Here is a 20,938-nt window from a genome sequence, read left to right on the forward strand (position 1 = left end):
ATCCCCCTCGCCGAGGACACCGGGATCCCCCTGGAACACGGCATAGAAATCCGCTTCTTCCCGTCCACGGACACCGCCCACACCTACCGCAACGGCGACTACTGGATCTTCCCGGCCCGCCGCACCCTCGCGAACGTGATCTGGCCCTACCCGCACGGCAGCCCTCCGCACGGAGTGCCGTACCACTACGCGCCGTTGGCACTGCTGACGGGGAACACGGTGTCGCCGCTGCGGACGACGTTCGCGGTGCCGCTGACGTCGGACGTGTGAGGTGCTGGTCCATGGTTCGGCAGTCCAGGTTCGTTGTCACGCGGAAACGTCGGGAGGCTCCATGCGACAACTGCATATGTCCCGGCACCGGGCGCGCCGCTCGGTCTCCAACACCTCCGCGGCCATGTCCACTTCTCCCACATGGGGCATCCGGTGCGCCGACAGTCAGCCCGCCAGTCCGCCTACTCGCAGTCGCGCTGGCCACAGCGTGGCGGCGGACCGACGAAACTCCGGCGGAAGACTCCGCTGACCGGCTGCGCGCAGCAGTCCCGGCCCCCTGGGTCTCGAACGTCCGGTGACGTTCCGTTGACGCCCGGCTGACAGCCGGCGCATATCGTGCGCGACAAAGAGGGGAGTGCCGTCATGGAGCAACGCGAGCGAGACACTTGGCGGTTCTGGCCCGCCGGGCCGGGCTGGGCCCTGTTGACGAGCGCAATTCTGCTCGTCAGCCTGGTCACTGGATTCTTCCTGCTCAGGGCGTTCGCCGACTGGCCGGGCAAGGACCTGGAGCCCGCCGTCCTGATCGCCATTCTGGTCATCTCGTCCCTGCCCGTCCTCCTCATGCTGCTGGAGGCGGTCGCGGCCAGAGGCGGCTCCCTTGGCGGGTTCGGCTTCAGTCTCAACTTCGGCGCGGTCGCCGCAGCTGCCGCCGAGCAGGCACCTACCAGAGACGTCCCCCGCAACATGGGTGCCTCCGAGGGGCTGGACATTCTGGACAGTGGCGGTCCCCAAGTCCTGGACGCGATCGACGCATTCACCGGGAACGACGTGGCCGTCATCGATCTGCAGGACGGCACCGCATGGTGGGAGACACGGCTGGCCGTCATCTGCGCGGGGGCAAAGCGCCTGGGAAGTCCTCGGGCCATCGCCTTCGTGGCGACGGACGCCAGTCGGCCCCGGGTCTACCAAGGCTGGGCCGAGCCGGCGCTCATGCTGGAAGCGCTCGCATCGTCCGATGGCCCGCTGCGGCAAGCCCTCGACCGCGCCAGGGTCACCATGGCACGGTGGAACCTGGTCCATGCTCCGACTTCCCCGGCGGAGCAACTCGACACTGCAGCCGGCCTGCTGCCGCCACATCAACAACTCGCATTCACCGGGGGTTCACGCAGGGCGGATGCGCCCGAGCAGATTCTCCTCCACGAGATGCGCGAACTGGAGAAGGGGTTCGGCCCGCGGAAGATCAGCATCGTCAGACTGCACGACCTCTTTCGCGCTTTCCTCCACAAGGAAGCCCTCGACGAGTCCCTGCCTGAAGAGCAGTGGTTGCGAAACGTCTTCTGCACCGAAGCGGAGTACATCGCTGTGACGCGATGCGGCCGGTACACGGGTCTCGTCTCACGGAGCAGGCTTCTCACGGACCTGTTCCGCGGCAGGCTCTTTCCCGGACTGAACTGCGACGAATGCCTTCCCGCCTCGCAGCCCGCCAACCAGCCGGAAACCGCCTCCCCCACGGGTCGGCAGCCCTCGTGATGGCAGAGTGTTCGGTGGCCGTACGGGCATTGTCCGTGGGGCCCTTGGCGACGACGGTGCGGCTGGTCCGTCAGTGGAACCGACGCCGGTCAGGTGCCGGCGTCGGCCCTCGGTTTCACCAACGGCCGATCGTGAAGCTCGGGGGCACGACCGGTCCGTCACCGCGTCGGCGGGCGTTCTCCACGTCACGCAGGATGTCCTCCTCGCGGGCGGGGTCGCCGATCGCGTCCAGGTTGGAGCGAATGACGGTGCCGACCGCCCGTCCGAACACCTCGGGTGCGAGCGAGCGGCCCTCGAAGACGAGTTGTTCCACGTCGGCGACGGCCTGGGGAATGTGACCGATGGCGGTGAGCGTGGCGGCGTCGACGCTCTGATCGTCGGGGAGCAGGGATTCGACTTCGGCCGGATCGACGGTCCTCCCCGCCCGGGCGGCGGTCACTTGGCTCCGGGAGAGGAACACGGCCAGCGCGGCGACCCGGCTGGTCTCCGGGGAGTCCTTGAGGTGCTTGTCGCCGTACGTGCGCCAGCGCATTCCGCGGGCGTTCGAGACGGGAACTCCTTCCCGGTTCAGGCGGTCATGGATGTTCTTCAGGGCCAGGTCCGGCAGTTTGCCCACGAGTTCGATTCCGCTCAGGTGCAGCTGCATGCCACCACGTCGGGCGAGGGTCGGTCGTTCCCTGAGATGCCGGCTGATCGCGGCCATGACCTGGGTCTTGTCGATCACATGTCCCGCAGCGAAAGCGTCCGTCAGGTAGTGGCCCGCGGCGGTGTCCAGGAACAGTGCGGCCTGGTAGTCCGTTTCGTCGCCGCGCGCCGCCGCCCGGGCCTTGACCACGGCCTGTTCGTGCAGCCCACGCCACATGGCGCGGTTCAGTCGTGCGAAGTGGGCGTCGTTGCGGCCGGCGAGTTCGAGGTAGCGTCCACCGGTGGCAGCGGCATAGCGCTTGTCGGTGTCACCGTCCTTGCCACGCCGTTCGTCGTCCATGATGCCGAGAACGCCGCGCACCTCGTCCTCCGGAGCCCGGGCCAGGTCTGCAGGCTTTGCGTAGAAGTCCCCCTGCAGAGCAATGATCTGCCCAGCCGTCAGGCCGCCGCCCCGAACCTTGCCGCTGTCCGGGTCCACCCGCGCGATCAGCGCCCCTGCCGCGACCGGATCAGCCTTGATGCCGTCGATGAGTCCGTCCGGGTCGAGACCGTGCCGCAGGGCCCAGGCACGTCCGTCCGGCGTGCCGAGGTAGGCCACCAGTCGCTGCAGCTCGCGGTCGCCGAGGTCCTGGTGCTCGGCGCCTTCGAAGCGCCGCACGACAGTCCCGGACAGCGCCCCGCCGCCCTGCCGCACATGCGCGAGTTCGTGGGCGAGAATCCGGCTTCCGACAGGGCTGTTCCAGTCGACGGCGTCGGGATCCAGGCCCACGACCCCGCCGACAGTGAAGGCAGGAGTGCCCAGCGAGCGGGCGAGGCCCGCCGTGACGCTGTCGCTGTGGACCCGGACGTCGGACAGCCCGCGGCCCGACATCGTGGCACTCCCGAGCGAGGGGCCGATTCCCACGGTGTGCCAGGTGCGCGCGGCGGTGCGGTCGGCCTCGCGCTCCCCCTGGGCATGCTCAGAGCTCCTGTGTGTCCGCACTCCGTGAACGAGAGTCATGGGTCGCCTTGTCCGCCCTCGGGCTCGTCGGTGGTCACTTCGGTCGCTCGGCCACCGGGTCCGTTCGGGGGTGGCGGCGCGTGACGGTTCTGGTACGTGTCCAGCCACTCGCCGACGACGGCGAGCACGGCCTGCCTCCCTGCCACGAGGACAGGTGGGGCCGTCTCGCCGTGGATGTCGTCGGAGCGCAGGATGCGAGCACGTAGCGCCGGTGCCGGCCCCGCGGGTTCGAGCCACAGAGTAATGAGGAGGAGGGCACCGGGAGTGTTCGGAACGTCTTCCATGCCGGTCCGCTCGTCGAGGGTGAGTGAACCTCGTGTGGATACCGGCATGGTGGCGCGCCGACGTCAACCATGCGTCATTGTCCGGTCAACCGGGCCTGCGCCCCCATGGGGAACATGCCCACGAAGCGGACAGACGGCTCGACACCCAGTTCACTGTGCAGAAGATCTCTGAAGGCCCGATAGTGCCGGGTCGCCTCCACCACGTTGTGCTCGGCCAGGTGCACGGCCACCACGGCCCTGTGGGCGCTCTCCCGCAGCGGCTCGATGCGCACGCTCTCCAGAGCCGCCTCCAGCGCAAGCGCATGCCGGCCTTCCCTCAGGAGCCGGTGGGCCAGAGCGTCCAAGGCGTGCAGACGCAACTGGCGCAGACGTTCTCGTTCGAAGAGGATCCACTCGTCGTCCCAGCCGGGCAGGAGCTCGCCGGCGAACAGGAGCCACGGGATCGGGTCGTGAGGCGGGACGGCGGGCTGAGGTGACGTGTCGACCACGTGCAGGGCGGAATCCATCAGGGCGCGCGCGTCGACCGCCACCGCGGCGGCCAGTTCCAGGGTGTCCCCCTCACTGCGCACCAACGACTCCCGCCCCTGGTGCAGTCGCCACAGCGCCGTCCGCAGACTGCCGTGGGCCCGCTCCTCCGTGACATCCGGCCACAGTGTCCCCGCGACCACCGTGCGCGTGCTGTGGTGACGCAAGCCAAGGTAGGCGAGGAGGCGTTGGACAGCGGTGCCGACGTCGACGGCGGCGGGGCCGTAGGTGAGGGTGAAGCCGCCCAACAGGCGCAGTCGGGGCGCCGCGGCCTCAAGGGTGCTCATGGTGCACCCCAGACTCGTCATGATCCGTCCCCCGCCTCTGTCCGGCCATGGCTCTCCCCCTGACGTGTCCTGCGACTGCTCTGATGCAACCGCTCGAAGGATGGCGACGCATCGGGGAACTCCCCATGTTCCCGGGGCGTTTCATCGAGCTCCGAAGCCGGCCGAGGATGCCCGTCCTCTTACGCCGATCACACCGACGGGGGCACGGGGGCACATGGACGAGACGACGTTCGTCCCGGACCTGTCGCCTCACAACGCCTTTTGGCCGACTCGCCGTACAACCTCAATGACGCGGAATGGGCCTGCGATCGGTGCTCCGCGACGGTGATCCGTCTCCGTTCCCCGTTCCCCGTTCCCCGATCTCTGCTTCGGGCTGCCGCGCGCATTCCCCTACGAGGGTCATGTGCGCGGCAGCGTCCCTGAGGAGCAGAATCAGCAATCCCGGGGAGTACGAGGACGGCGCATGGTTGTCTGACCACACATACGGGGGGCAGGTCATGACAGAGCCGTCGCCAGATGGTCCACACCGCACGAGCAATCAGATGTCAGGGAACGCTCAGTTCCACGGCCCGGTGGTCCAGGCCGGCTGCGTCCACGGGGACATCAACATCCACCCGGCGCCATCTCCCCCGGAGGTCCCCCTGCTGGTCTCCGTCGAGGATCGCAGGCGGTCGAACGACATCGTCGAGCTTGCGGACGGCACCCTCCTCGGCCTCGGCGCAGGCGTCCGTGTGACGGTCGAGGGCCTCACACAACAAGCCGTCATTCTGGCGGAGTTGCGCCCCGTCGTCCTGTCACGCACACCTCCGCGCCCTGCCGTGGACAGGGGATTCACTCACGGCAAGCTCGAAGTACGGGGCTTCGAGGCCCACCTCGATCGCACTCCCCCGTCACTGGTTCCGCTCCCCCCGGAACCGCAGTGTGCACAGCCTCCGAGCCCGCCATCAGGGCTTCCCCTGGACTTTCCGTTCACAGTGTCGAGCAGCGATCCAGAGGTATTCGAGGTCTATCCCTGCTCGCAGTCCGATGCTTCCTGGCGCCTGGAGCTGGACTGGAGCAGCGCCGGCCGGAGCGGCTCGGTCACCATCACGGGTCCCGAGGGACCGTTCCGATACTGGGCCGATCCTCCGATGGCACGGGACCGAGCAGAGTGACAACGCCCAACCCTCTTAACCGCCCTCCGCCACGGCTTCGACCTGCCGACGCAACTGCCTGACCTCGGCGATGAGTCGGGGCACGCACTCGCGGGCCGCGGCAATGAAGCGCGCGTTCTCATCCCACTGCTTGTCGGCGACATCGACGTAACGCGGCTGCTGGACAAGGGTGGCGGCGACGATCTCGTGATGCTCGAAGTCCGGCCATCGCTCGCCGAGGCCGGTATCGGGGACAGTGCTCACCGCCACGAGGTTCATGGCCCAGTCGTCATCGAGGAAGCGGACGAACCACGGACCTGGCGTCGCGGCCTGCACCGCCTCGTCCAGTTCATCAAGTTCCGCCTCGGTAAGGGCAGGTGGGATCGTCATCGACTTCGTGCTCCTCTCATCGCCATGAGCAGGGTCATTCTCGAACGGCGCAGCACTCCGGACCAACAGGTTTCCGTCGAGGGCGGCTTCACGTAGGCGGTAGGCACACGACGCCCTATTGGAACCAGGGTTCCTTTTACGAGGATGCGCTGCTACCTTCTCGCCTTAACGGAACCGCCATCCCGTTTGCGCTGGTGGTGGCGGTCCCGGAACCGACCTGGCCCAGCCCAGCCCTGCCCTCCCGCGTGCCGCCACATCCGCGAGCGGGGGGGCGGGAACGAAAGGAGAATCCGCCATGACCAGAGTCAAGACGAAGGCTGCAGCCAGCCCTGACGAGTCGCATCCGGCGCACGCCGCGACCGCTCCCCCGGGTGATACCCCGAGACCCCAGCCACAGCTCCTGACACGCCGGTTGAAGCTGGTCCTGGCCGTCCTGCTCGTCTCCCAGTTCATGCTGGCGGTCGACTTCTCGATCCTGAACGTCGCCCTCCCTGCGATCGGGGACGGGTTCGGATTCTCGCTGTCCAACCTGCAGTGGATCGCTACCACGTTCGCGCTGTCGGCGGCCGGATTCACGCTCCTCTTCGGGCGGATCGGTGACTTGATCGGCCGTAAGAAGATCTTCGTCGGGAGTCTGGCGCTGCTCGGCCTCGCCTCGCTGGTCGGAGGGCTCGCCACCTCGCCGGAGGTGCTGCTGGTCGCCCGCGTCGCGCAGGGTCTGGCCACGGCAGCCGCCACTCCGGCCGGGCTCGCCCTCCTGACCACGTCCTTCCCCGAAGGGCCCCTGCGCCAGAAGGCGCTGGGCATCAACGGTGCGCTGATGTCCGCCGGATTCACCGCCGGCGCCATCCTCGGCGGCGTCCTCACCGACCTGCTCTCCTGGCGCTGGGCCTTCTTCATCAACGTGCCCGTCGCGCTGGCCGTCGTCCTCATCGCGCCCACCGTCATCAAGGAGTCGAAGCCGGCCACCCGCCCGAAGCTGGACCTGCCCGGGGCGCTCACGGTCACCCTCGGCCTGCTCGGTCTGGTCTACGGCCTCACCCAGGCCGGTGAGCACGGCTGGACCAACACGCACACGGTCGTCGGCCTCGGCGGCGGTGCCGTGCTCCTCGCCGCGTTCTTCCCGATCGAGCGCAAGGTCGCCGATCCGCTCGTCCCGCTGAAGACGCTGGGGCGCCGCAACGTCGCCTGGGGCAATGTCCTCGGCCTGCTCGCCTTCGTCACCGAGACCTCGCTCGTCTACCTGCTCACCCTCTACCTGCAGAAGACCCTCGACTTCTCCCCGTTGACCGCCGGCATCTCGTTCGGCGTCCTCGGCATCGGTACGGTCGTCGGCGGACTGCTCGCCCCCAAGGTCATCGCGCGGACCTCCACCCTCACCGCCCTGGTCGCCGGCGGCGTCATCCAGGCCGTCTTCACCGCCGCACTGTTGTTCCTGGGCACGACCACCACCGTCTCCATGGCCCTGCTCCTGCCCGCGACCTTCTTCGGCGGCATCGGCAACATGCTCGTCATCGTCGGTTTCATGGTCACCGCCACCAGCGGGCTCCCGGACGAGGAGCAGGGCCTGGCCACCGGCCTCGCCTCGATGTCCCAACAGGTCGGCATCACGCTCGGCACGCCCATCATGTCGACGGTGGTCACGGCCACCGCGACCGGCGCAACGACCGCCTCGGGCATCCACCACGGCGTCACCGTCGCCATTGCCGTCAACGCGGCTCTGGTCTTCCTCGGCGTCGTCCTCGCGACCATGTTCCTGCGCACGAAGCGGCAGTCAACTGGTGCCGCATCAAGCGACGTTCGCCCTGGCGAGGAACCAAGCCAACACCGCCACACCAGCGGGTATCGCACATAGGTAGCCGACGAGGACACCGACGCCCGGATCAACCAGCGCAGGAAAAGCCCAGTTCACTGCTGCGGCCACGACCAGTCTCACCGCTACCAGCGCAAGGAGAGCGGCAACAGCGGCAAGCCGACGCGGCGGGCCCGCCCCGCTGTACAACTCAGCCGCAGGCCCGATCGCGAACACGCCCGTCACGATCTCGACGAAACCGGTGTCGGGCAGCCACCCGAACGGCCACCCCACCAGAGCGACCAGCCCGCAGATGCCGAGACCCGCCAGTTCCAGCGCGACGGTGGACACCGCCGGGTCCCACCAGCGGCGTCGGATCGAGCCGCTCCCACTGTCCTTCTCATCGGCCACGTCTCAGAGTAGCCATCGACAAGGTGAACGTTGCCCCAGCGGATCCGCAATCGACGGGACCAGGGCGGTGGGCCCGACTCGGGAGTGCAGATGCATGTCGTGCCACCCGTCGGCGTGGAGCAGGGCCTGGCGTCGTACGCCTTCCAGGGCGAAGCCGGTCTTCTCGGCGATGCGGCACCATGCGGCATTCATCGCCGAGTGGCCGAGTTCGAGGCGGTTGAAACCGGCTTCCCCCAGACGATGGCTCGGTCCCGGAACTCCCGCGTGACGGCGGCTGCGTCGGAAGGCCGTCAGGGCCGAAGGCGCAGGTCGTCGTCGTCGATGGGCAGCGTCGGTTGGGGCGAGGCGTTGAGGCTGCCGGTGGGCATCACAGCAGTGACCAGGGAGGGCATGGTCGACATCATGGCAAGTCCGGTTCTGGGCCCGCGGGTGATCAGCCGGACGTGAACGATCAGAGTCTCGTGTTCGCGCTCCTATCCCTCGTGTTCGCGCTCCTGTCCCTCGTGTTCGCGCTCCTGTCCAGGACGCGGCACGAACCGGCTCAGCCGGTAGGTGGTCGGAAGCTCCAGGCGCCCGCACAACGTGTCGATCCGGATCATCGACCCGTCGACCCCTGCTTCCCGAAGGCGGCGCAACTGCGTGCGGATCTCCACCTGATCGCGCGTCTCGACGACCGGCTCCCACTGGCCCGCGTCCTGCCCCGTGCGAGCAGCGACCTGCCGCCTGGCGGCCTCTTCCCGCCGCCTTCTCTTCCCCTGTCCTGGCATCAGCCCACGATCACGGATCGGCATCAGGACAGCAAGCCGATTGAGATGAGCCGGGCCCGATCAAGCAGGTGCGGCGCATGGCGGTAGTGTGAAGGTCCGTGACAGAACATGCTGCTCAGCGTCCGGTCCACCCGCTCCCCTCGCGTCCGATTCGCATCGCCGCCGCGCAGGCTCAGGCAGTGGCCGGTGATGTCGAAGCCAACGTGGCCACCGTGGCCGGCATCATCCGTGACGCTGCGCGGGCCGAGGCCCGGCTCGTGGTCCTTCCGGAGAAGTTCCTCAGCGGCTACGAACCCGATCTCATCCGGGCCGCCCCCGACAAGTGCGCCGTACAGCCCGGCGACCCGCGACTGAACCCGATCGCCGACGCCTGCCGGGAGACCGGCACGGCCGCCGTCGTCGGCGCCGCGTTCCACGACCAGGGGGACCTCTACGTCTCGGCGCTGGTCTTCGACGCGAGCGGCGAGCTCGTCACCCGCTACGACAAGCAGCACCTGTTCAAGTCGGAACGCGAGATCTACCGCGACGGCGCGGCCGGGTGCACCCTGCAGATCGAGGGCTGGCGCCTGGGCCTGGGCATCTGCTACGACTCCGGCTTCCCCGAGCACGCCCGTGCGGCGGCGCTGGACGGCTGTCACGCCTACGTCGTCGGCGCCCTGTTCAGCGTGGGCAACGGCTACCACGAGTCCCGCACGTGGTTCCCGGCACGAGCCCTGGACAACACCTGCTACGCCGTACTGGCCAATCACATCGGCACGACCGGCGGCTGGCACGCCTGCGGTTCCAGCGCCATCTGGGGCCCGGACGGGCGGCCGCTCGCCGAGGCCGGCACGGACCGGCCCGAACTGATCACCGCCGACCTCGACCCGCAGGCCCTGCTCGCCGTCCGCGATGCCGAGCCCATGCTGCGCGACCTGCACAACGCGACCAGTGACGCGCGCGCCGGCCATCAACTCGGCTGATGCGCTGTCGGCGTCCCGTCACGGACACCTTTCTGCGTCCAGGTGACGGAGCCTTTCCCGTGTCCGCTCGGCGTCCACACGGTCGAACTCCGTGAAAATGGCCAGTGCCTCCTGCCAGCTCTCGCGCGCCCTGTCCGGCCTGCCGGTGGCCAGGTGGACCTGGCCGAGGTTGTCGAGAGCGTGGGCCTGCCCCAATCGGTTGCCGATCTCCTCGTGGTGGTCGAACGCCTGCCGGTAGCACTCGATCGCCTGGTCGTGGTGGCCGAGTCGGCGGTGGGCTGTGCCGAGGAAGTCGAGGGCGACGGCTTCGCACCAGCGGTCGCCCTCGGCGCGCAGGACGGGCAGCGCCTGCTCCAGGACGCCGATGGCCTCGTCGAACCGCCCGAGCTGCTGATAGGAGTCGCCCAGATTGGCCAGGACGTTCCCCTTGCGGAAGTCGTCACCGAGGACCCGGAAGACGGCCAGTGCCCTGCGGCAGTACTCGACGCTCTTCTCCGGTCGGCCCATCCGTCGGTAGATGTAGCCCAGGTTGACCAGGGACTGGCACCTGCCGTATTCGTCCCCGAGTTCCCGGCAGCGGGCCATCGACAGCCGGAAGTGGTCGATGGCCTCGTCGTACCGATGGTTCTGCGTCAGGGCGCAGGCCACGTCGCTCAGGCTCCACGCCTCGCCCCTGCGGTCGTGGGCGTCGCGGGCGGCGACGAGAGCGGCCTGAGTCGTGTCGAGCCAGCCGTGCAGATAGCCGCGGAGGTAGAAGAACCCCCACAAGGCACCGGCCAGTCTCCAGGCGGTCCCCGGCCGGCCGACGGCGACGGCCTGGTGCACGGCGGCGACGAGGTTGGCGTGTTCCTCTTCGCACCACTCCAGGGCCTGGTCGTAGGTACTGAACGCGAGGGGATCACATGAGGCGGGCAACGGGCCGAGGGGAACCCGCCGACGGTAGGGGGTGAAGAACGGATAGGCGGCGTCCGCGGTGTGCAGGTACCAGGTGAGGACCCGCTCGACGGCCCGGTCCCGCTCCGCCGGTGTCTCCTCGGCGAGGGCGCGTTCGGCGCCGTAGACCCGCAGCAGGTCGTGCCGGGTGTACCGCCCGGGCAGGTGCTCGGTGAGCAGGTGGGCGCGGGTGAGTTCGACGAGCAGCCCAGAGGTCTCCCGGAGCGGCATTCCGGCGAGGGCGGCCGCCGCGGCCGTGCGGATGTCGGGTCCGGCGTGCAGGCCCAGCAGGCGGAACAGACGGGCGGCCGGGGCGGACAAGGCACGGTACGACCAGGAGAAGACGGCCCGTACGTCGGTGGTGAGGTCGCCCCCGGTGAAGGCGTCGAGACTGCCGTGGCTGTCACGGAGCTCTGCCGCGACGGCGCCGAGCGGGAAGCCGGGGTGGGTGGCGGCGCGGGCCGTGACGATGGTCAGGGCCAGCGGGAGCCCCGCGCAGCGCGTGATGATCTCCTGCGCGGCGTCCGGTTCGTTCGCCACCCGGTCCTCGCCGAGCCGGTGGGCCAGCAGATCGCGGGCTTCGGCCGGGGAGAGCAGGTCCAGGACCAGCGGGTGAGCGCCCTCGGTGGCGACCAGTCCCGCGAGCTGGCTCCGGCTGGTCACCACGGCCAGACAGCCGGCCGAGCCGGGCAGCAGCGGGCGGACCTGGTCGGCGTCGCGGGCGTTGTCCAGCACGACCAGCACCCGCCGCCCCGCCAGCATGCTGCGGTACAGGCTCACCTGCGTCTGCACGTCCGCCGGGACCTGCTGGGCGGGCACGCCCAGCGCGTCGAGGAAGCTCCGCACCGCCTGATCGGGCGCCACCGCCGCCTGGGAGGGATCGAAGCCGCGCAGGTTCACGTACAGCTGGCCGTCCGGGAAGCGGTCGGCCGTCCGGTGGGCCCAGTGCACCGCCAGCGCCGTCTTGCCCACGCCGGCCGTGCCCGACACGGCCGAGACCACCACCGCGGCCGGCCGCTCGACGGCCGTGGGCAGGATCCCGTCCAGCCGGGCCAGTTCCTCCGTCCGGCCGGTGAACCCCCGCGCCCGCAAAGGCAACTGGGCCGGGACCACGCGATCGGCCCTCGTGACGGCGGGCGGCCGCGTGCCCGTCGCCGCGGACGGGGCGGATTCGCCACGCAGGATCGCCTGATGCAGCTGCTGCGCCTCCGCATTCGGGTCCGTGCCCAACTCCTCGGCCAACCGCTTCCGCAGAGCGGCGTAGCGTGCCAGGGCCTCCGGATTGCGACCGGCGGCCTGGAGAGCCCGCAGCAGCGCCACGGTCAGCGGCTCCACCAGTGGATGCTCGTCGACCAGAGCGGTGAGTTCATTGATCACCGCCGCGTGACTGCCCACGCGGATCTCGGCCTCCGCCCAGGCCAGTACCGTCTCGATCCGCTCCTGGGCCCAGCGCTGCCGGGTGCGCCGGACCCACGCTCCGCTCAGCTCGGCCAGCGGTTCGCCGCGCCACATCTCGAGCGCCTCCCGGAGCAGCAGCACTCGCGCGGCATCCGTGTGGTCCACGGCGCGGGCCTGCTCGACCAGCTGCCGGAACCGGTGCAGGTCGACCCGGTCGGCCGGAACGTCGAGCAGATAACCGCCGGGGCCGCGCCGCAACTGCGGCTCCGCAACGGAACCCGTCGTGCCGCCAGCGCCGAGCGGCGCGGCCGTCGCTGCCAGCATCCGGCGGATCCGGGCGATGTACGCGTAGAGCGAGGGGCGCACCTGGGCGGGCAGGTCGTGCCCCCACACCCGGTCGATCAGCGTCTCGGTCGCCACCCACCGGCCGGCGTCCACAAGCAACGCCACCAGCACCGCGCGCTGTTTGGCCGGTCCCGCGTCCACGGCCGTGCCGTCCGCATCCCGCACCTCGACCGTTCCCAGCAGCAGAAACTCCGTCATTCCCGTTCGCCCCGCAGTCGCTCTGCACCATCCCGTGCACTGGGCTGCCGTCGCCCCGCCCGCTTCATGAATCGACCCGCCCCGACCAGTGAAGCAAGGTTCACGCAAGGTTCCTGCCCACATTCACGCCACACCCTGGGGCCACCGGCCGATCGGTCCGAGAAGGGCCTCGCCCTCTCAACTGGTCGGACTCCGGCTGGGCCCTGGTCGCCTTCAGATCGTGCCTGCCGGCCATACCAGTCCTGGCCCGCTCCTCGGAGCGGGGCCGGCACTGTGTGTCCCCCACCACACCGACCAGACCTCCGCCGACCACAACGCGCTCGCCCTCTCCCGCCACCTGTGCAATGCCCACCCCTCCATCACGGCACCTCCACACCCCCGCGCTCGTGATCAGAGCCGGGCCAGGGCACCCGACCAGCACAGCTGACCGGGAGGACCTTCGCCGTGATAGCCGTGGCCGTGCTGCTCCTGCCCACACTCGCCCTCATCCTCTTCGGACTCGACCGCATCGAAGACCGGATGTTCCACCCAGCCCATCCCCCAGCCCCAGGCCACGCCCGGCGCCGACACCTACGGCTGATCACCGACCCGGCGCACGACGACCAGCACGACGGGAGTCGACCCCACACGGACGCGGCGTGAGCCGTCGAGGCACAATCCCCTGGACCGCGCCGGCGTACCGGTCGAGAACGGTGTCGTGGTGGAGCGAGGGGAGCAGGCCGCATGGACAGCCACACCATCCAGCAGATCTCGGATGAACACGCACGCTTCGCGGCCTACCTCGCAGCGCTCCAGCAGGTCGCCGAGCCGGACGAGCTCGACCTGGTCGGTCGCGTGCTCACTGATCCGGACCAGACGATGGCCCAGTCCGCCGTGCTGCGGCACCTGGACCGGCGAGCCACCGCCCTCTGTACCGGGCCCGCGTACGAGGGGTGGGGGCAGGCGATGACCCAGGCCGTGAGCGATCGTCCCTTCCTCGTGCAGCGCCTGCGGGAGTGGTCACTTTTCCGCGCCATCACCCGCAAACTGCCCTGGGAGCCAGACGACCTGCTCGCCTCGTCCAACTGGCTCCAGCTCAGGACCACCGACGGGACGAACACCGAGGCCATGGAGATCCTGGCGGCGGCGGGCCGTACCAAGCGGATTCGCGGCACCGCCAGGACCCGTCTCAACCAGCTCAGGCTCAGCAAGAACTGAGCCCAACTCCCCCGGCCCCAGGCCCGAATCGCTGCCCAGAGCCTGTACGGGAATGGTCGATCCTGCGAAGATCGTCGATCATGCGACGTGAAGAAATGGGCCCCGCCGAACGCCAGTTGTGGCGCTCCTACTCTCGCGGGCGACCGGTCGACGTGCGTCCCGACGGTCCGCGGACCGCACGGCCCTCCGTCCGTGCCGAGTGCGTCATGGCCTTGCTTCTCGGCGCCGGTCCCGAGACCGGCCCGGGCGATCGCCCCGCCCTGCGGCTCAGCGGCGCCTCCATCACGGGCACGCTGGACCTGCAGTTCGCCGACGTGACCGCCCCCGTCGTCCTCACCGACTGCCACTTCACCGATGTCCCGCTCCTGCGGGGCGCCCAGTTCCGGGAACTCACGCTCACCGACTGCGTGTTGCCCGGCCTGTCCGCCGACACCGCCCAGGTCCACGGCCGGCTCGTCCTCTCCCGCTGCCGGTTGTCCGGTCCGCTCGTCCTCACCCGTGCCGAGCTCCGCAGCGATCTGGACCTGACGCACACCGTGATCGCCGCGCCGGGCGGCGAGGCGGTGTCCGCCGTACGCCTGGCTGTGGGCGGGGACCTGTTGGGCACCCACCTGACGGTGAACGGGGGCATGCGCCTCTCGGGCGCCTCCATATCCGGCGAGTTCGACCTCGAAGGCGCACACCTGAGCAACCCCGGAAGCACCGCCCTGGATGCCTACCACGTCCAGATCGCCGAGGACTTCACCTTCCATCCCGGGTTCAGCGCCGAAGGCCGCATCATCATCTCGGGCGCCGACGTCGCGGCGGCCGTCGGCTTCTGCGGGGCCGAGCTGCACAACCCCGGCGACATCGCCCTCGAAGCCGTCGACGTGACCGTCAACCGGAACTTCGACCTCGGCGTGGGCCTCACCGTGAACGGCGCCGTCAAGCTCGACGGCAGCCGCGTCGGCACCCGCCTCAGCTTCCACGACGCCACAGTGACCCATCCCGCCGGCACCGCCCTGTCGCTGCGCCTGGTCCAAGCGCGGGAGACCGATCTACGTACCGGGAAGGCGATCGCCGGAGTGGTCGACGCCGGCAACGCGCAGCTCGGCGTCGTCTACGACGCGCCCGCCACCTGGCCCGCCCGACTACGGCTGTCCGACACCACGTACGACGCTCTCGCCGCCCCGCTCACGGCCATCGAACGGCTCGCCTGGATCCGGCGCAGCACCGAGGGCTACGCTCCGCAGCCCTACGAACAACTCGCCGCCGCCTACCGGCGCCTGGGCCACGAGGACGAGGCCCGCACCGTCCTGCTCGCCAAGCAACGCCACCGCCGCTCCGGACTCCCCCTGCACGCGCGCGTCTGGGGATACGTCCAGGACGCCACGGTCGGCTACGGCTACCGCCCTGCCCGCGCCGCGCTGTGGATCATGGCCCTGCTGGCATTGGGCGCGTCCTTCTTCTCGGCGCATCCTCCTGCCCCGCTCGAAGCCGACAAGGCCCCTCCGTTCAGCCCGGTGTTCTATGCGCTCGACCTCCTGCTGCCCATCATCGGCTTCGGCCAGAAGGCGGCCTTCGCACCACAGGACGGCGAACAGTGGCTCGCCTACACCCTGACCACCGCCGGATGGATCCTGGCCACGACCGTCACCGCCGGGGTGACCAGGGCCCTGAGCCGCCAGTAACGCCCTATGACGGGGCCGTCCCACGTCGTTCACTCGGCCGACGGAAGCATGGAAGAGATCATCTGGCTGATCGCCTCCGCGCGTGCGGTGATCTCCCCTGGAGCGGGGGGAGCCGGGGCGTCCGCCGGGGGCTGGTCGAGGTGGATGAGTACGGTTCCGTCGGGGCGGACCTCGATCCTGTACCCCGGCTGCCCGGGAGCCGGCGCGCGGCGCCGGGCCATCCAGGCGGAGAAGGCCTGGACACCGGCAGCCGTGAGAAGGACCAGAGCCGTGAGCGTGGCAGGCTCGGGGTGGTGCCCCTCCTCGACGGGTTTCCCGGGCAGCTCCGTCACAGCGTCGGGAAGCTCCTCCTGGAGTTCGGAGAGGTCCAGGATGTCGAGTCCCGCCACTTCGATGTCGAGCGTGCGTCGGTTCACCGTGAGTCCCTTCCAGTGGGGTGGATTTGCGGGTCGAGTGACTAGAAGAACGACACGACCCACCCATCGGGGCCGCCGCCCCTCACCGCGCTCGGTGGGAATCCTTCCGTCTCCCACAGCCGTTCCGCTTCCCGCAGGATGTCGTCCAGGGCGAGACCGAACTCCTGGAAACGCTCTGCGACAAATGACACGGTCGGGTTGAGCCCGGCACTCAGCCCGAGAAGGGTCATACCGCGGAGCAGTCTGCTGGATCCCCACACACTCAGGAGGCCGCGTTCTTCCATTCGGTTCGCCAGTGCGTCAAGGTCGGTTCCCTCGCGGGCGAACCACAGTGCGGTCGGCCGGTAGAGCTCGTCGACCACGCTGTCCAACCGGCCGTCAACCCGGTCACGGTAGTCCCGCAGCAACTCGTCCTTCTCGACGATCGCACCTGCGACCTTCTGCAGAGTCCGGCCCTGCCGGAAAAGTGCCTCGCGAGCGCTGAAGCCCACGACGAGGTCCTCCCGGAAGCGAGCCTGGTGGTCCGGCACGCCCGTCACCGAGCAGGCCATGACCCGGTCGCCCTCGTGCAGGACGGCCCCTCTGGCGAGGAATTCACCGCTGGTCAGTGTCGTGCCCAAGACGATGTCGAGCTGCGGTGCTGACCGATCGGTGGTGGTGGCCGACGGCGGCTCCGGCTCAGGGGCGACGTTCACGAGATCCTCAGCGGGGAACGTCAGGATGGTCTCGTCCCGCCACACCACATCGAGCGCCCCCGGAGGTTCGAGGGCATCCCTCACGCGCACAGGCACGGAGCAAGCCGTCAGGTAAGTACGGCGGGCAATGATGCTGTTGACCTGTTCGATGGCGAACCTCACGGCGAAGTCGAACACTTCGGCGGCGGTGCTGGTCTCGATGTCCTCCTGCACACGCTTCATCAGACGTACGTCGCGTTCGTCCTGAGCAGCGCTACGAAGGAGTCCGGGCCGACTCACCCACTCGTGATCCCCGAGGGCGAGCACGTTCTTCTCATAGGCTCGAACGTCAGCTTCACGCACCTCTCCGAAGGCCATGAACCTTTCCTGTACGTGATCGATGATGCGTCGCGCGCTCAGCCACGCGTCCCCTTCGGGCGGCTGGACCAGCAGCGCGGCGAGCCCGAGGTCGTCGTAGAAGAAGCTGCGCATGTACATCAGCGACAGGTCAGTCTCGGAGAGCAGCCGGGTGTCCTGCGTCGACAGGTGCCGCCAGAGGCTCTTGACCGTGAGGTAGCCCAGGAGATACCCGCCGGATCCCGCCGCGAGTGAAGAGCCGAGCACAGTGGCCTTGCGGGAGAGCGCCATGGGACTCGTCCGTACTTGGCGCAGCAGTCCGGAGGCGATGAGCAGCGTCCTGAGCGGCTCGACGTGGGGGCCACGAGCAAGCCGCTCCCGCCCGGCGAAGTTGAGTACGAGCGAATACGGCAGGGGACTCCAAGCCTCGCTCTGGGGACGCGAGATGGCGTCGAACTCGGCGAAGAGTGCAAGACCTTCGGCAAGGGGGCGCAGAACGGCCTGGGCGACCTGGATGCGGGTGACGTCGTCGTGCACCGCGAGAGCAAGGCTCTCCCGCGCCGACTCCAGTCGCGATCCGAGTCGGGAGCGGGGATCCCCGACCAGGCCACGGAGGAGCGGCCCCAGATCACGGGCATACTCCCGCCACAGACCCTCGGGATCGTCGTCGCCGGGATGCTCATCGTCGCTGGGATGCTCATCGATGTCGTCGCTCAGCGCGCTCAGGGCATGGGCGTTCATATCGGCTCGGGCCGCGAGGAAGAGCAGTGCCTGCCCGACGTCGGAGGAGAAGCACCAGTGGTGGGTGACCTCGTGCAGGAAGGTCAGCAGCTGTTCGGGCGGGCCGTGGCCCACGGGCCCGAGCCAATGCCGGGGATCCTCCTTCTCCGCAGGGGCCAGCCGAACCGCATTCGTGAAGAGATCCGTGACACCCGCCCGGTCGGAGCTGTAGTGCAGAAAGTCCCCCATACGGGAGAGTCTGCGCCGAAACGGCCCAGGGGTCGAGCCAGTTCACCTGACCGCTCTGCCCTCATCTGCCCAGTGGGCTTCGCCAACCCCTGGGGGCACAGGAAGACCGGATCGGGGTCCGCCGTCAGTGGGCCGCGCCCTCCCAGCCGTCCCCGCACGGACCGCCACCCACGGCCTCGGCGATCGTGACGTCGGCTCCCGTGGACACCTCGACGAGCGGCAGGTACCAGTGGGAGACCTCCTCGCTGGCCGTCGGCACGTAGTGGAAGATCAAGGAGCGGCGGAAGCGGGTCCCGGAGGTGTTCGGGAGCGAGCCGTGGACCGCGCTGCCGTGGAAGAACAGCACGTCACCGGCGCGCATCCGGGTCTGCCTGCTCGCCTTCCCCGCCGGGGCGCGGACGAGTCCGTGGGTGAACGACTCGCTGGAGTCGGCCTGTTCGGGGCAGGCGACCTCCATCGTGTGGGAGCCGGGGACGACGGCGAGCGCGCCGTTCTCCGCGTCGCAGTCGTCGATGGCGATCCAGGCGGCGACGCAGGTCTCGGGGTGGGCCCGCAGGAAGAAGTTGTCCTGGTGCATCGCCTGGCCCCGGGCCGTGGGCGGCTTGAAGTAGAACATGGACTGGGCGCCGTGCACGGGGCCCACGAGTTCCTGGACGACATCGACGATCCGTGGATCCGTGAGGTAGCGCCGGGCCAGTCTCCCGATGGCGAGGTCGGCGCGCCGGTGCGGTTGCATGAAGCGCGGGTAGCGCGCGAGCACGTCGTCCGGTGCCACCTCGTCGACCGCGCCCACGGCCCCGCGGTCGCGCGTGACCTGCTCCATGAACGCCTCGCGGATGACATCGATCTCGGGGGACGGGATCAACGCGTCGACCTGGATCACCCCGTCGCGCTCGTAGCGTGTCCGGCGGTCGGTGGGTGAGTTCGTCACTGTCGTCATGCCGTTCAGAGTGCCGGTGCACGTCGCTGCAAGGCATGGACGGGAGAGTCGAGTGCATGGAGAATCCTGCTGTGCCCGCCTCCCTCTTCCGCCGGGACGACGGGAGCCCCGACGTCGACCGGATCCTTCCCGGCCACTTCGTCTCCGGAGCCGACTACGACACGTTGCGCCCGCACGGGACCAGCGAGTGGCTGATCATCCTCACCGTCGAAGGTGCCGGCTGCGCATGGACCGACTCCGCGACGGTGGCGATCCCGCCGCGCTCGATCGTGGCGTTCAGCCCGCACACCCCGCAGCACTACGGAACGGACCCGGCCGTCGGTCGGTGGGACCTCCTCTGGGCGCACGTACGGCCGCGGCCGGAGTGGTCGGCGCTCCTCGAATGGCCCGAGGCCGTCCCGGGAATCCTCCGCCTCGACCTGACTCCGGTCATCGCCGAACGGGTCGCCGCGGCGCTCCGGTCCGCTGTCGCCCATCACGGGGCGAGGCTGCGGCAAGGGCCGGCCTTCGCCATGAACGCCATGGAACAGGCTCTGTTGTGGTGCAGCACCCAGAGTGCCCGCCGGGACGGCCTCGACCCGCTCGTCCTGGCCGTGGTCGAACACGTCGGCGCGCACCTCGACCGGCCCCACACGGTGGCGTCCCTGGCCGCCCACGTCGGCGTCTCCCCGTCCCGGCTCGCGCACCTGTTCCGCGAACGTGCCGGAACGTCGGTGATGGCGCGGGTGCACCAGATGCGGATCAGCGCGGCGAAGGAGCTGCTGGAACTCACCGACCTTCCCGTGGCCCACATCGCCGCACGGGTCGGCTTCACCGACCCCCTGTTCTTCTCGCGGCGTTTCCGACAGGCGACAGGGTCCGCGCCGACCGTCTATCGCGCCGGTCGTTGACTCAGCAGGTGCCGGGCCACCTCGACGTCGGTGATCAGGATGTTGATCCAGCCGCCGCGTACCGCGCCTCGGATCGCGGCGACCTTGTCCATGCCGCCCGCCACCCCGATACGGCGTTCCACCTCGCGCAGTTGATCGGGCTCGATGCCGATCAGGCGGTCGTTGAAGGGGGCGTCCACCGGACTGCCGTCGGCATCGAAGTAGCGGGCACAGACGTCCCCCACCGCGCCGAGCTTCCTGAGCTGCTCCTGGTCCCGATCGGTGATGGCGTTGCCCGAGCGGCGCAGCAGGGGTGAGGGGTCCAGGCTGCCGATGCCCAGCAGAGCCAGCGTGAGGCGCGACCAGGATCGGATGACGTCGGCCATCGCGGGCTCCTGGGACAGCAGGTCGCGCAGCTCACGACTGCCGACCAACGCCGCGGACGGCGCGAACACCGGCCTGGCTCCCGTGAGTTCGGCCAGGCGGACCGCGAGCCGGGTGGCGTGCAGCTGGACCTCCGGGCTGCCGGATCCCCCGACCAGCTGCACGACTTCGCCCGCGACGGACGGCGTCTTCGCCCTCATGACCTTGACCGCTTCGAGCAGGGTGGCGCTCCAGGAGGAGACACCGATGACGTCTCCGCCCTTGAGCGTCGCGTCCAGGTACGTGGCCGTAGCCGCCGCGAGCGCGGGGATGACGTCGGACCCTGCTCCTTCGACCTCGACGACGACGGCGTCGCGCAGTCCGTACCGCTCGGCCAAGGCGTCTTCGAGTTCAGCGTGTACGCCGTCGGGTGACACCACGACGGTGCGCACCACTCCCCGGTCGACCGCCTCTTTCAGCAGGCGCGACACGCGGGGCTGGGACATGTTGAGGTGCGCCGCTATCTCGGGCTGGCGCACTCCGCGCTCGTGGTACATGCGGGCCACTTTCACCAGCAGCCGCATGTGGTCGGGGCTGGGAGTGGACGACGCTGCCGCCACCGTGTCTCCGTTCTCGCTCTCGTTCTTGTTCTCGTTCTTTGGGCGGCCGGGCT

At 69.5% G+C, this 20,938-nt stretch carries 16 protein-coding genes and 2 pseudogenes; 7 read left to right on the top strand and 11 right to left on the bottom strand.

The features are described 5' to 3' along the window. Both M4J07_RS31950 and M4J07_RS31955 read left to right on the top strand, forming a co-directional pair. Nucleotides 1–270 (top strand): annotated as a pseudogene (locus M4J07_RS31950) (DUF6519 domain-containing protein); the annotation flags it as partial. A gap of 363 nt (nt 271–633) precedes the next feature. Next, on the top strand, nt 634–1,740 hold the full coding sequence (locus M4J07_RS31955; protein ID WP_255977471.1) for a hypothetical protein: 1,107 nt from the start codon (nt 634–636) through the stop codon (nt 1,738–1,740). 115 nt (nt 1,741–1,855) lie between these two features. Here M4J07_RS31955 and M4J07_RS31960 read toward each other — a convergent pair whose 3' ends face one another. The 3 genes from M4J07_RS31960 to M4J07_RS31970 all read right to left on the bottom strand — a co-directional run bounded on the left by M4J07_RS31960 (nt 1,856) and on the right by M4J07_RS31970 (nt 6,004). Further along, the gene (locus M4J07_RS31960) at nt 1,856–3,367 is read right to left on the bottom strand and encodes an eCIS core domain-containing protein (RefSeq protein ID WP_255977473.1); all 1,512 of its coding nucleotides are present in this window, start codon (nt 3,365–3,367) and stop codon (nt 1,856–1,858) included. 376 nt (nt 3,368–3,743) lie between these two features. Next, nucleotides 3,744–4,481, bottom strand: a complete 738-nt coding sequence (locus tag M4J07_RS31965; RefSeq protein WP_255977475.1) for an AfsR/SARP family transcriptional regulator — start codon at nt 4,479–4,481, stop codon at nt 3,744–3,746. Between the two features lie 1,169 nt (nt 4,482–5,650). Next, nucleotides 5,651–6,004 (bottom strand): hypothetical protein, encoded by a 354-nt coding sequence (locus tag M4J07_RS31970; protein ID WP_255977478.1) that lies wholly within the window; start codon nt 6,002–6,004, stop codon nt 5,651–5,653. 295 nt (nt 6,005–6,299) lie between these two features. On the opposite strand from M4J07_RS31970, the gene M4J07_RS31975 reads away from it, so the two are divergent. After that, a complete protein-coding gene (locus M4J07_RS31975; RefSeq protein WP_374215116.1) occupies nt 6,300–7,859 on the top strand; it encodes an MFS transporter in 1,560 nt (519 codons plus the stop codon). On the opposite strand, the gene M4J07_RS31980 is transcribed toward M4J07_RS31975, so the two are convergent. The 3 genes and pseudogenes from M4J07_RS31980 to M4J07_RS31990 all read right to left on the bottom strand — a co-directional run bounded on the left by M4J07_RS31980 (nt 7,794) and on the right by M4J07_RS31990 (nt 8,974). Then, a complete protein-coding gene (locus M4J07_RS31980) occupies nt 7,794–8,207 on the bottom strand; it encodes a hypothetical protein (protein ID WP_255977480.1) in 414 nt (137 codons plus the stop codon). The two genes, M4J07_RS31975 and M4J07_RS31980, sit on opposite strands and share 66 nt — an antisense overlap. 3 nt (nt 8,208–8,210) lie before the next feature. Beyond that, nucleotides 8,211–8,444 (bottom strand): annotated as a pseudogene (locus M4J07_RS48555) (GNAT family N-acetyltransferase); the annotation flags it as partial. Between the two features lie 236 nt (nt 8,445–8,680). Then, nucleotides 8,681–8,974, bottom strand: coding sequence for a hypothetical protein (locus M4J07_RS31990; RefSeq protein WP_255977483.1), 294 nt, complete (start codon nt 8,972–8,974; stop codon nt 8,681–8,683). A 98-nt stretch (nt 8,975–9,072) separates the two neighbouring features. Between M4J07_RS31990 and M4J07_RS31995 the strand changes: the two genes are divergently transcribed. Next, entirely contained in the window at nt 9,073–9,936 is an 864-nt protein-coding gene (locus M4J07_RS31995) for a carbon-nitrogen hydrolase family protein (RefSeq protein ID WP_255977485.1), read from the top strand. Nucleotides 9,937–9,954: 18 nt separating this feature from the next. Here M4J07_RS31995 and M4J07_RS32000 read toward each other — a convergent pair whose 3' ends face one another. Next, nucleotides 9,955–12,810 carry an AfsR/SARP family transcriptional regulator gene (locus M4J07_RS32000; protein WP_255977487.1) on the bottom strand — a complete coding sequence of 952 codons (2,856 nt, stop codon included), beginning with the start codon at nt 12,808–12,810 and terminating at the stop codon, nt 9,955–9,957. A 723-nt stretch (nt 12,811–13,533) separates the two neighbouring features. On the opposite strand from M4J07_RS32000, the gene M4J07_RS32005 reads away from it, so the two are divergent. Next, nucleotides 13,534–14,007, top strand: coding sequence for a hypothetical protein (locus M4J07_RS32005; RefSeq protein ID WP_255977489.1), 474 nt, complete (start codon nt 13,534–13,536; stop codon nt 14,005–14,007). Between the two features lie 206 nt (nt 14,008–14,213). Beyond that, nucleotides 14,214–15,677 carry an oxidoreductase gene (locus M4J07_RS32010; protein WP_374215117.1) on the top strand — a complete coding sequence of 488 codons (1,464 nt, stop codon included), beginning with the start codon at nt 14,214–14,216 and terminating at the stop codon, nt 15,675–15,677. Nucleotides 15,678–15,706: 29 nt separating this feature from the next. On the opposite strand, the gene M4J07_RS32015 is transcribed toward M4J07_RS32010, so the two are convergent. From M4J07_RS32015 to M4J07_RS32025, 3 genes are all read right to left on the bottom strand, one after another. Beyond that, nucleotides 15,707–16,093: a hypothetical protein gene (locus M4J07_RS32015; protein WP_255977493.1), complete on the bottom strand. Its 387-nt coding sequence runs from the start codon at nt 16,091–16,093 to the stop codon at nt 15,707–15,709. Between the two features lie 41 nt (nt 16,094–16,134). Further along, entirely contained in the window at nt 16,135–18,093 is a 1,959-nt protein-coding gene (locus tag M4J07_RS32020) for a hypothetical protein (RefSeq protein ID WP_255977495.1), read from the bottom strand. Between the two features lie 124 nt (nt 18,094–18,217). Beyond that, nucleotides 18,218–19,033, bottom strand: a complete 816-nt coding sequence (locus tag M4J07_RS32025) for a phytanoyl-CoA dioxygenase family protein (protein ID WP_255977498.1) — start codon at nt 19,031–19,033, stop codon at nt 18,218–18,220. Between the two features lie 56 nt (nt 19,034–19,089). On the opposite strand from M4J07_RS32025, the gene M4J07_RS32030 reads away from it, so the two are divergent. Then, nucleotides 19,090–19,923 (top strand): helix-turn-helix domain-containing protein, encoded by an 834-nt coding sequence (locus M4J07_RS32030; RefSeq protein ID WP_255977500.1) that lies wholly within the window; start codon nt 19,090–19,092, stop codon nt 19,921–19,923. Here M4J07_RS32030 and M4J07_RS32035 read toward each other — a convergent pair. Next, nucleotides 19,905–20,885, bottom strand: coding sequence for a sugar-binding transcriptional regulator (locus M4J07_RS32035; protein WP_255977502.1), 981 nt, complete (start codon nt 20,883–20,885; stop codon nt 19,905–19,907). The genes M4J07_RS32030 and M4J07_RS32035 overlap by 19 nt on opposite strands. Nucleotides 20,886–20,938 lie beyond the last annotated feature (53 nt).

Origin of the sequence: Streptomyces longispororuber, from assembly GCF_024448165.1 — a bacterium.
In the GTDB taxonomy this organism is placed as follows: domain Bacteria; phylum Actinomycetota; class Actinomycetes; order Streptomycetales; family Streptomycetaceae; genus Streptomyces; species Streptomyces longispororuber_A.

Coding starts and splice junctions, on each gene's coding strand:
- M4J07_RS31955 (WP_255977471.1), top strand. CDS start 634: ATGGAGCAACGCGAGCGAGACACTTGGCGGTTCTGGCCCGCCGGGCCG.
- M4J07_RS31965 (WP_255977475.1), bottom strand. CDS start 4,481: ATGAGCACCCTTGAGGCCGCGGCGCCCCGACTGCGCCTGTTGGGCGGC.
- M4J07_RS31970 (WP_255977478.1), bottom strand. CDS start 6,004: ATGACGATCCCACCTGCCCTTACCGAGGCGGAACTTGATGAACTGGAC.
- M4J07_RS31975 (WP_374215116.1), top strand. CDS start 6,300: ATGACCAGAGTCAAGACGAAGGCTGCAGCCAGCCCTGACGAGTCGCAT.
- M4J07_RS31990 (WP_255977483.1), bottom strand. CDS start 8,974: ATGCCAGGACAGGGGAAGAGAAGGCGGCGGGAAGAGGCCGCCAGGCGG.
- M4J07_RS32000 (WP_255977487.1), bottom strand. CDS start 12,810: ATGACGGAGTTTCTGCTGCTGGGAACGGTCGAGGTGCGGGATGCGGAC.
- M4J07_RS32005 (WP_255977489.1), top strand. CDS start 13,534: ATGGACAGCCACACCATCCAGCAGATCTCGGATGAACACGCACGCTTC.
- M4J07_RS32010 (WP_374215117.1), top strand. CDS start 14,214: ATGGCCTTGCTTCTCGGCGCCGGTCCCGAGACCGGCCCGGGCGATCGC.
- M4J07_RS32020 (WP_255977495.1), bottom strand. CDS start 18,093: ATGGGGGACTTTCTGCACTACAGCTCCGACCGGGCGGGTGTCACGGAT.
- M4J07_RS32025 (WP_255977498.1), bottom strand. CDS start 19,033: ATGACGACAGTGACGAACTCACCCACCGACCGCCGGACACGCTACGAG.
- M4J07_RS32030 (WP_255977500.1), top strand. CDS start 19,090: ATGGAGAATCCTGCTGTGCCCGCCTCCCTCTTCCGCCGGGACGACGGG.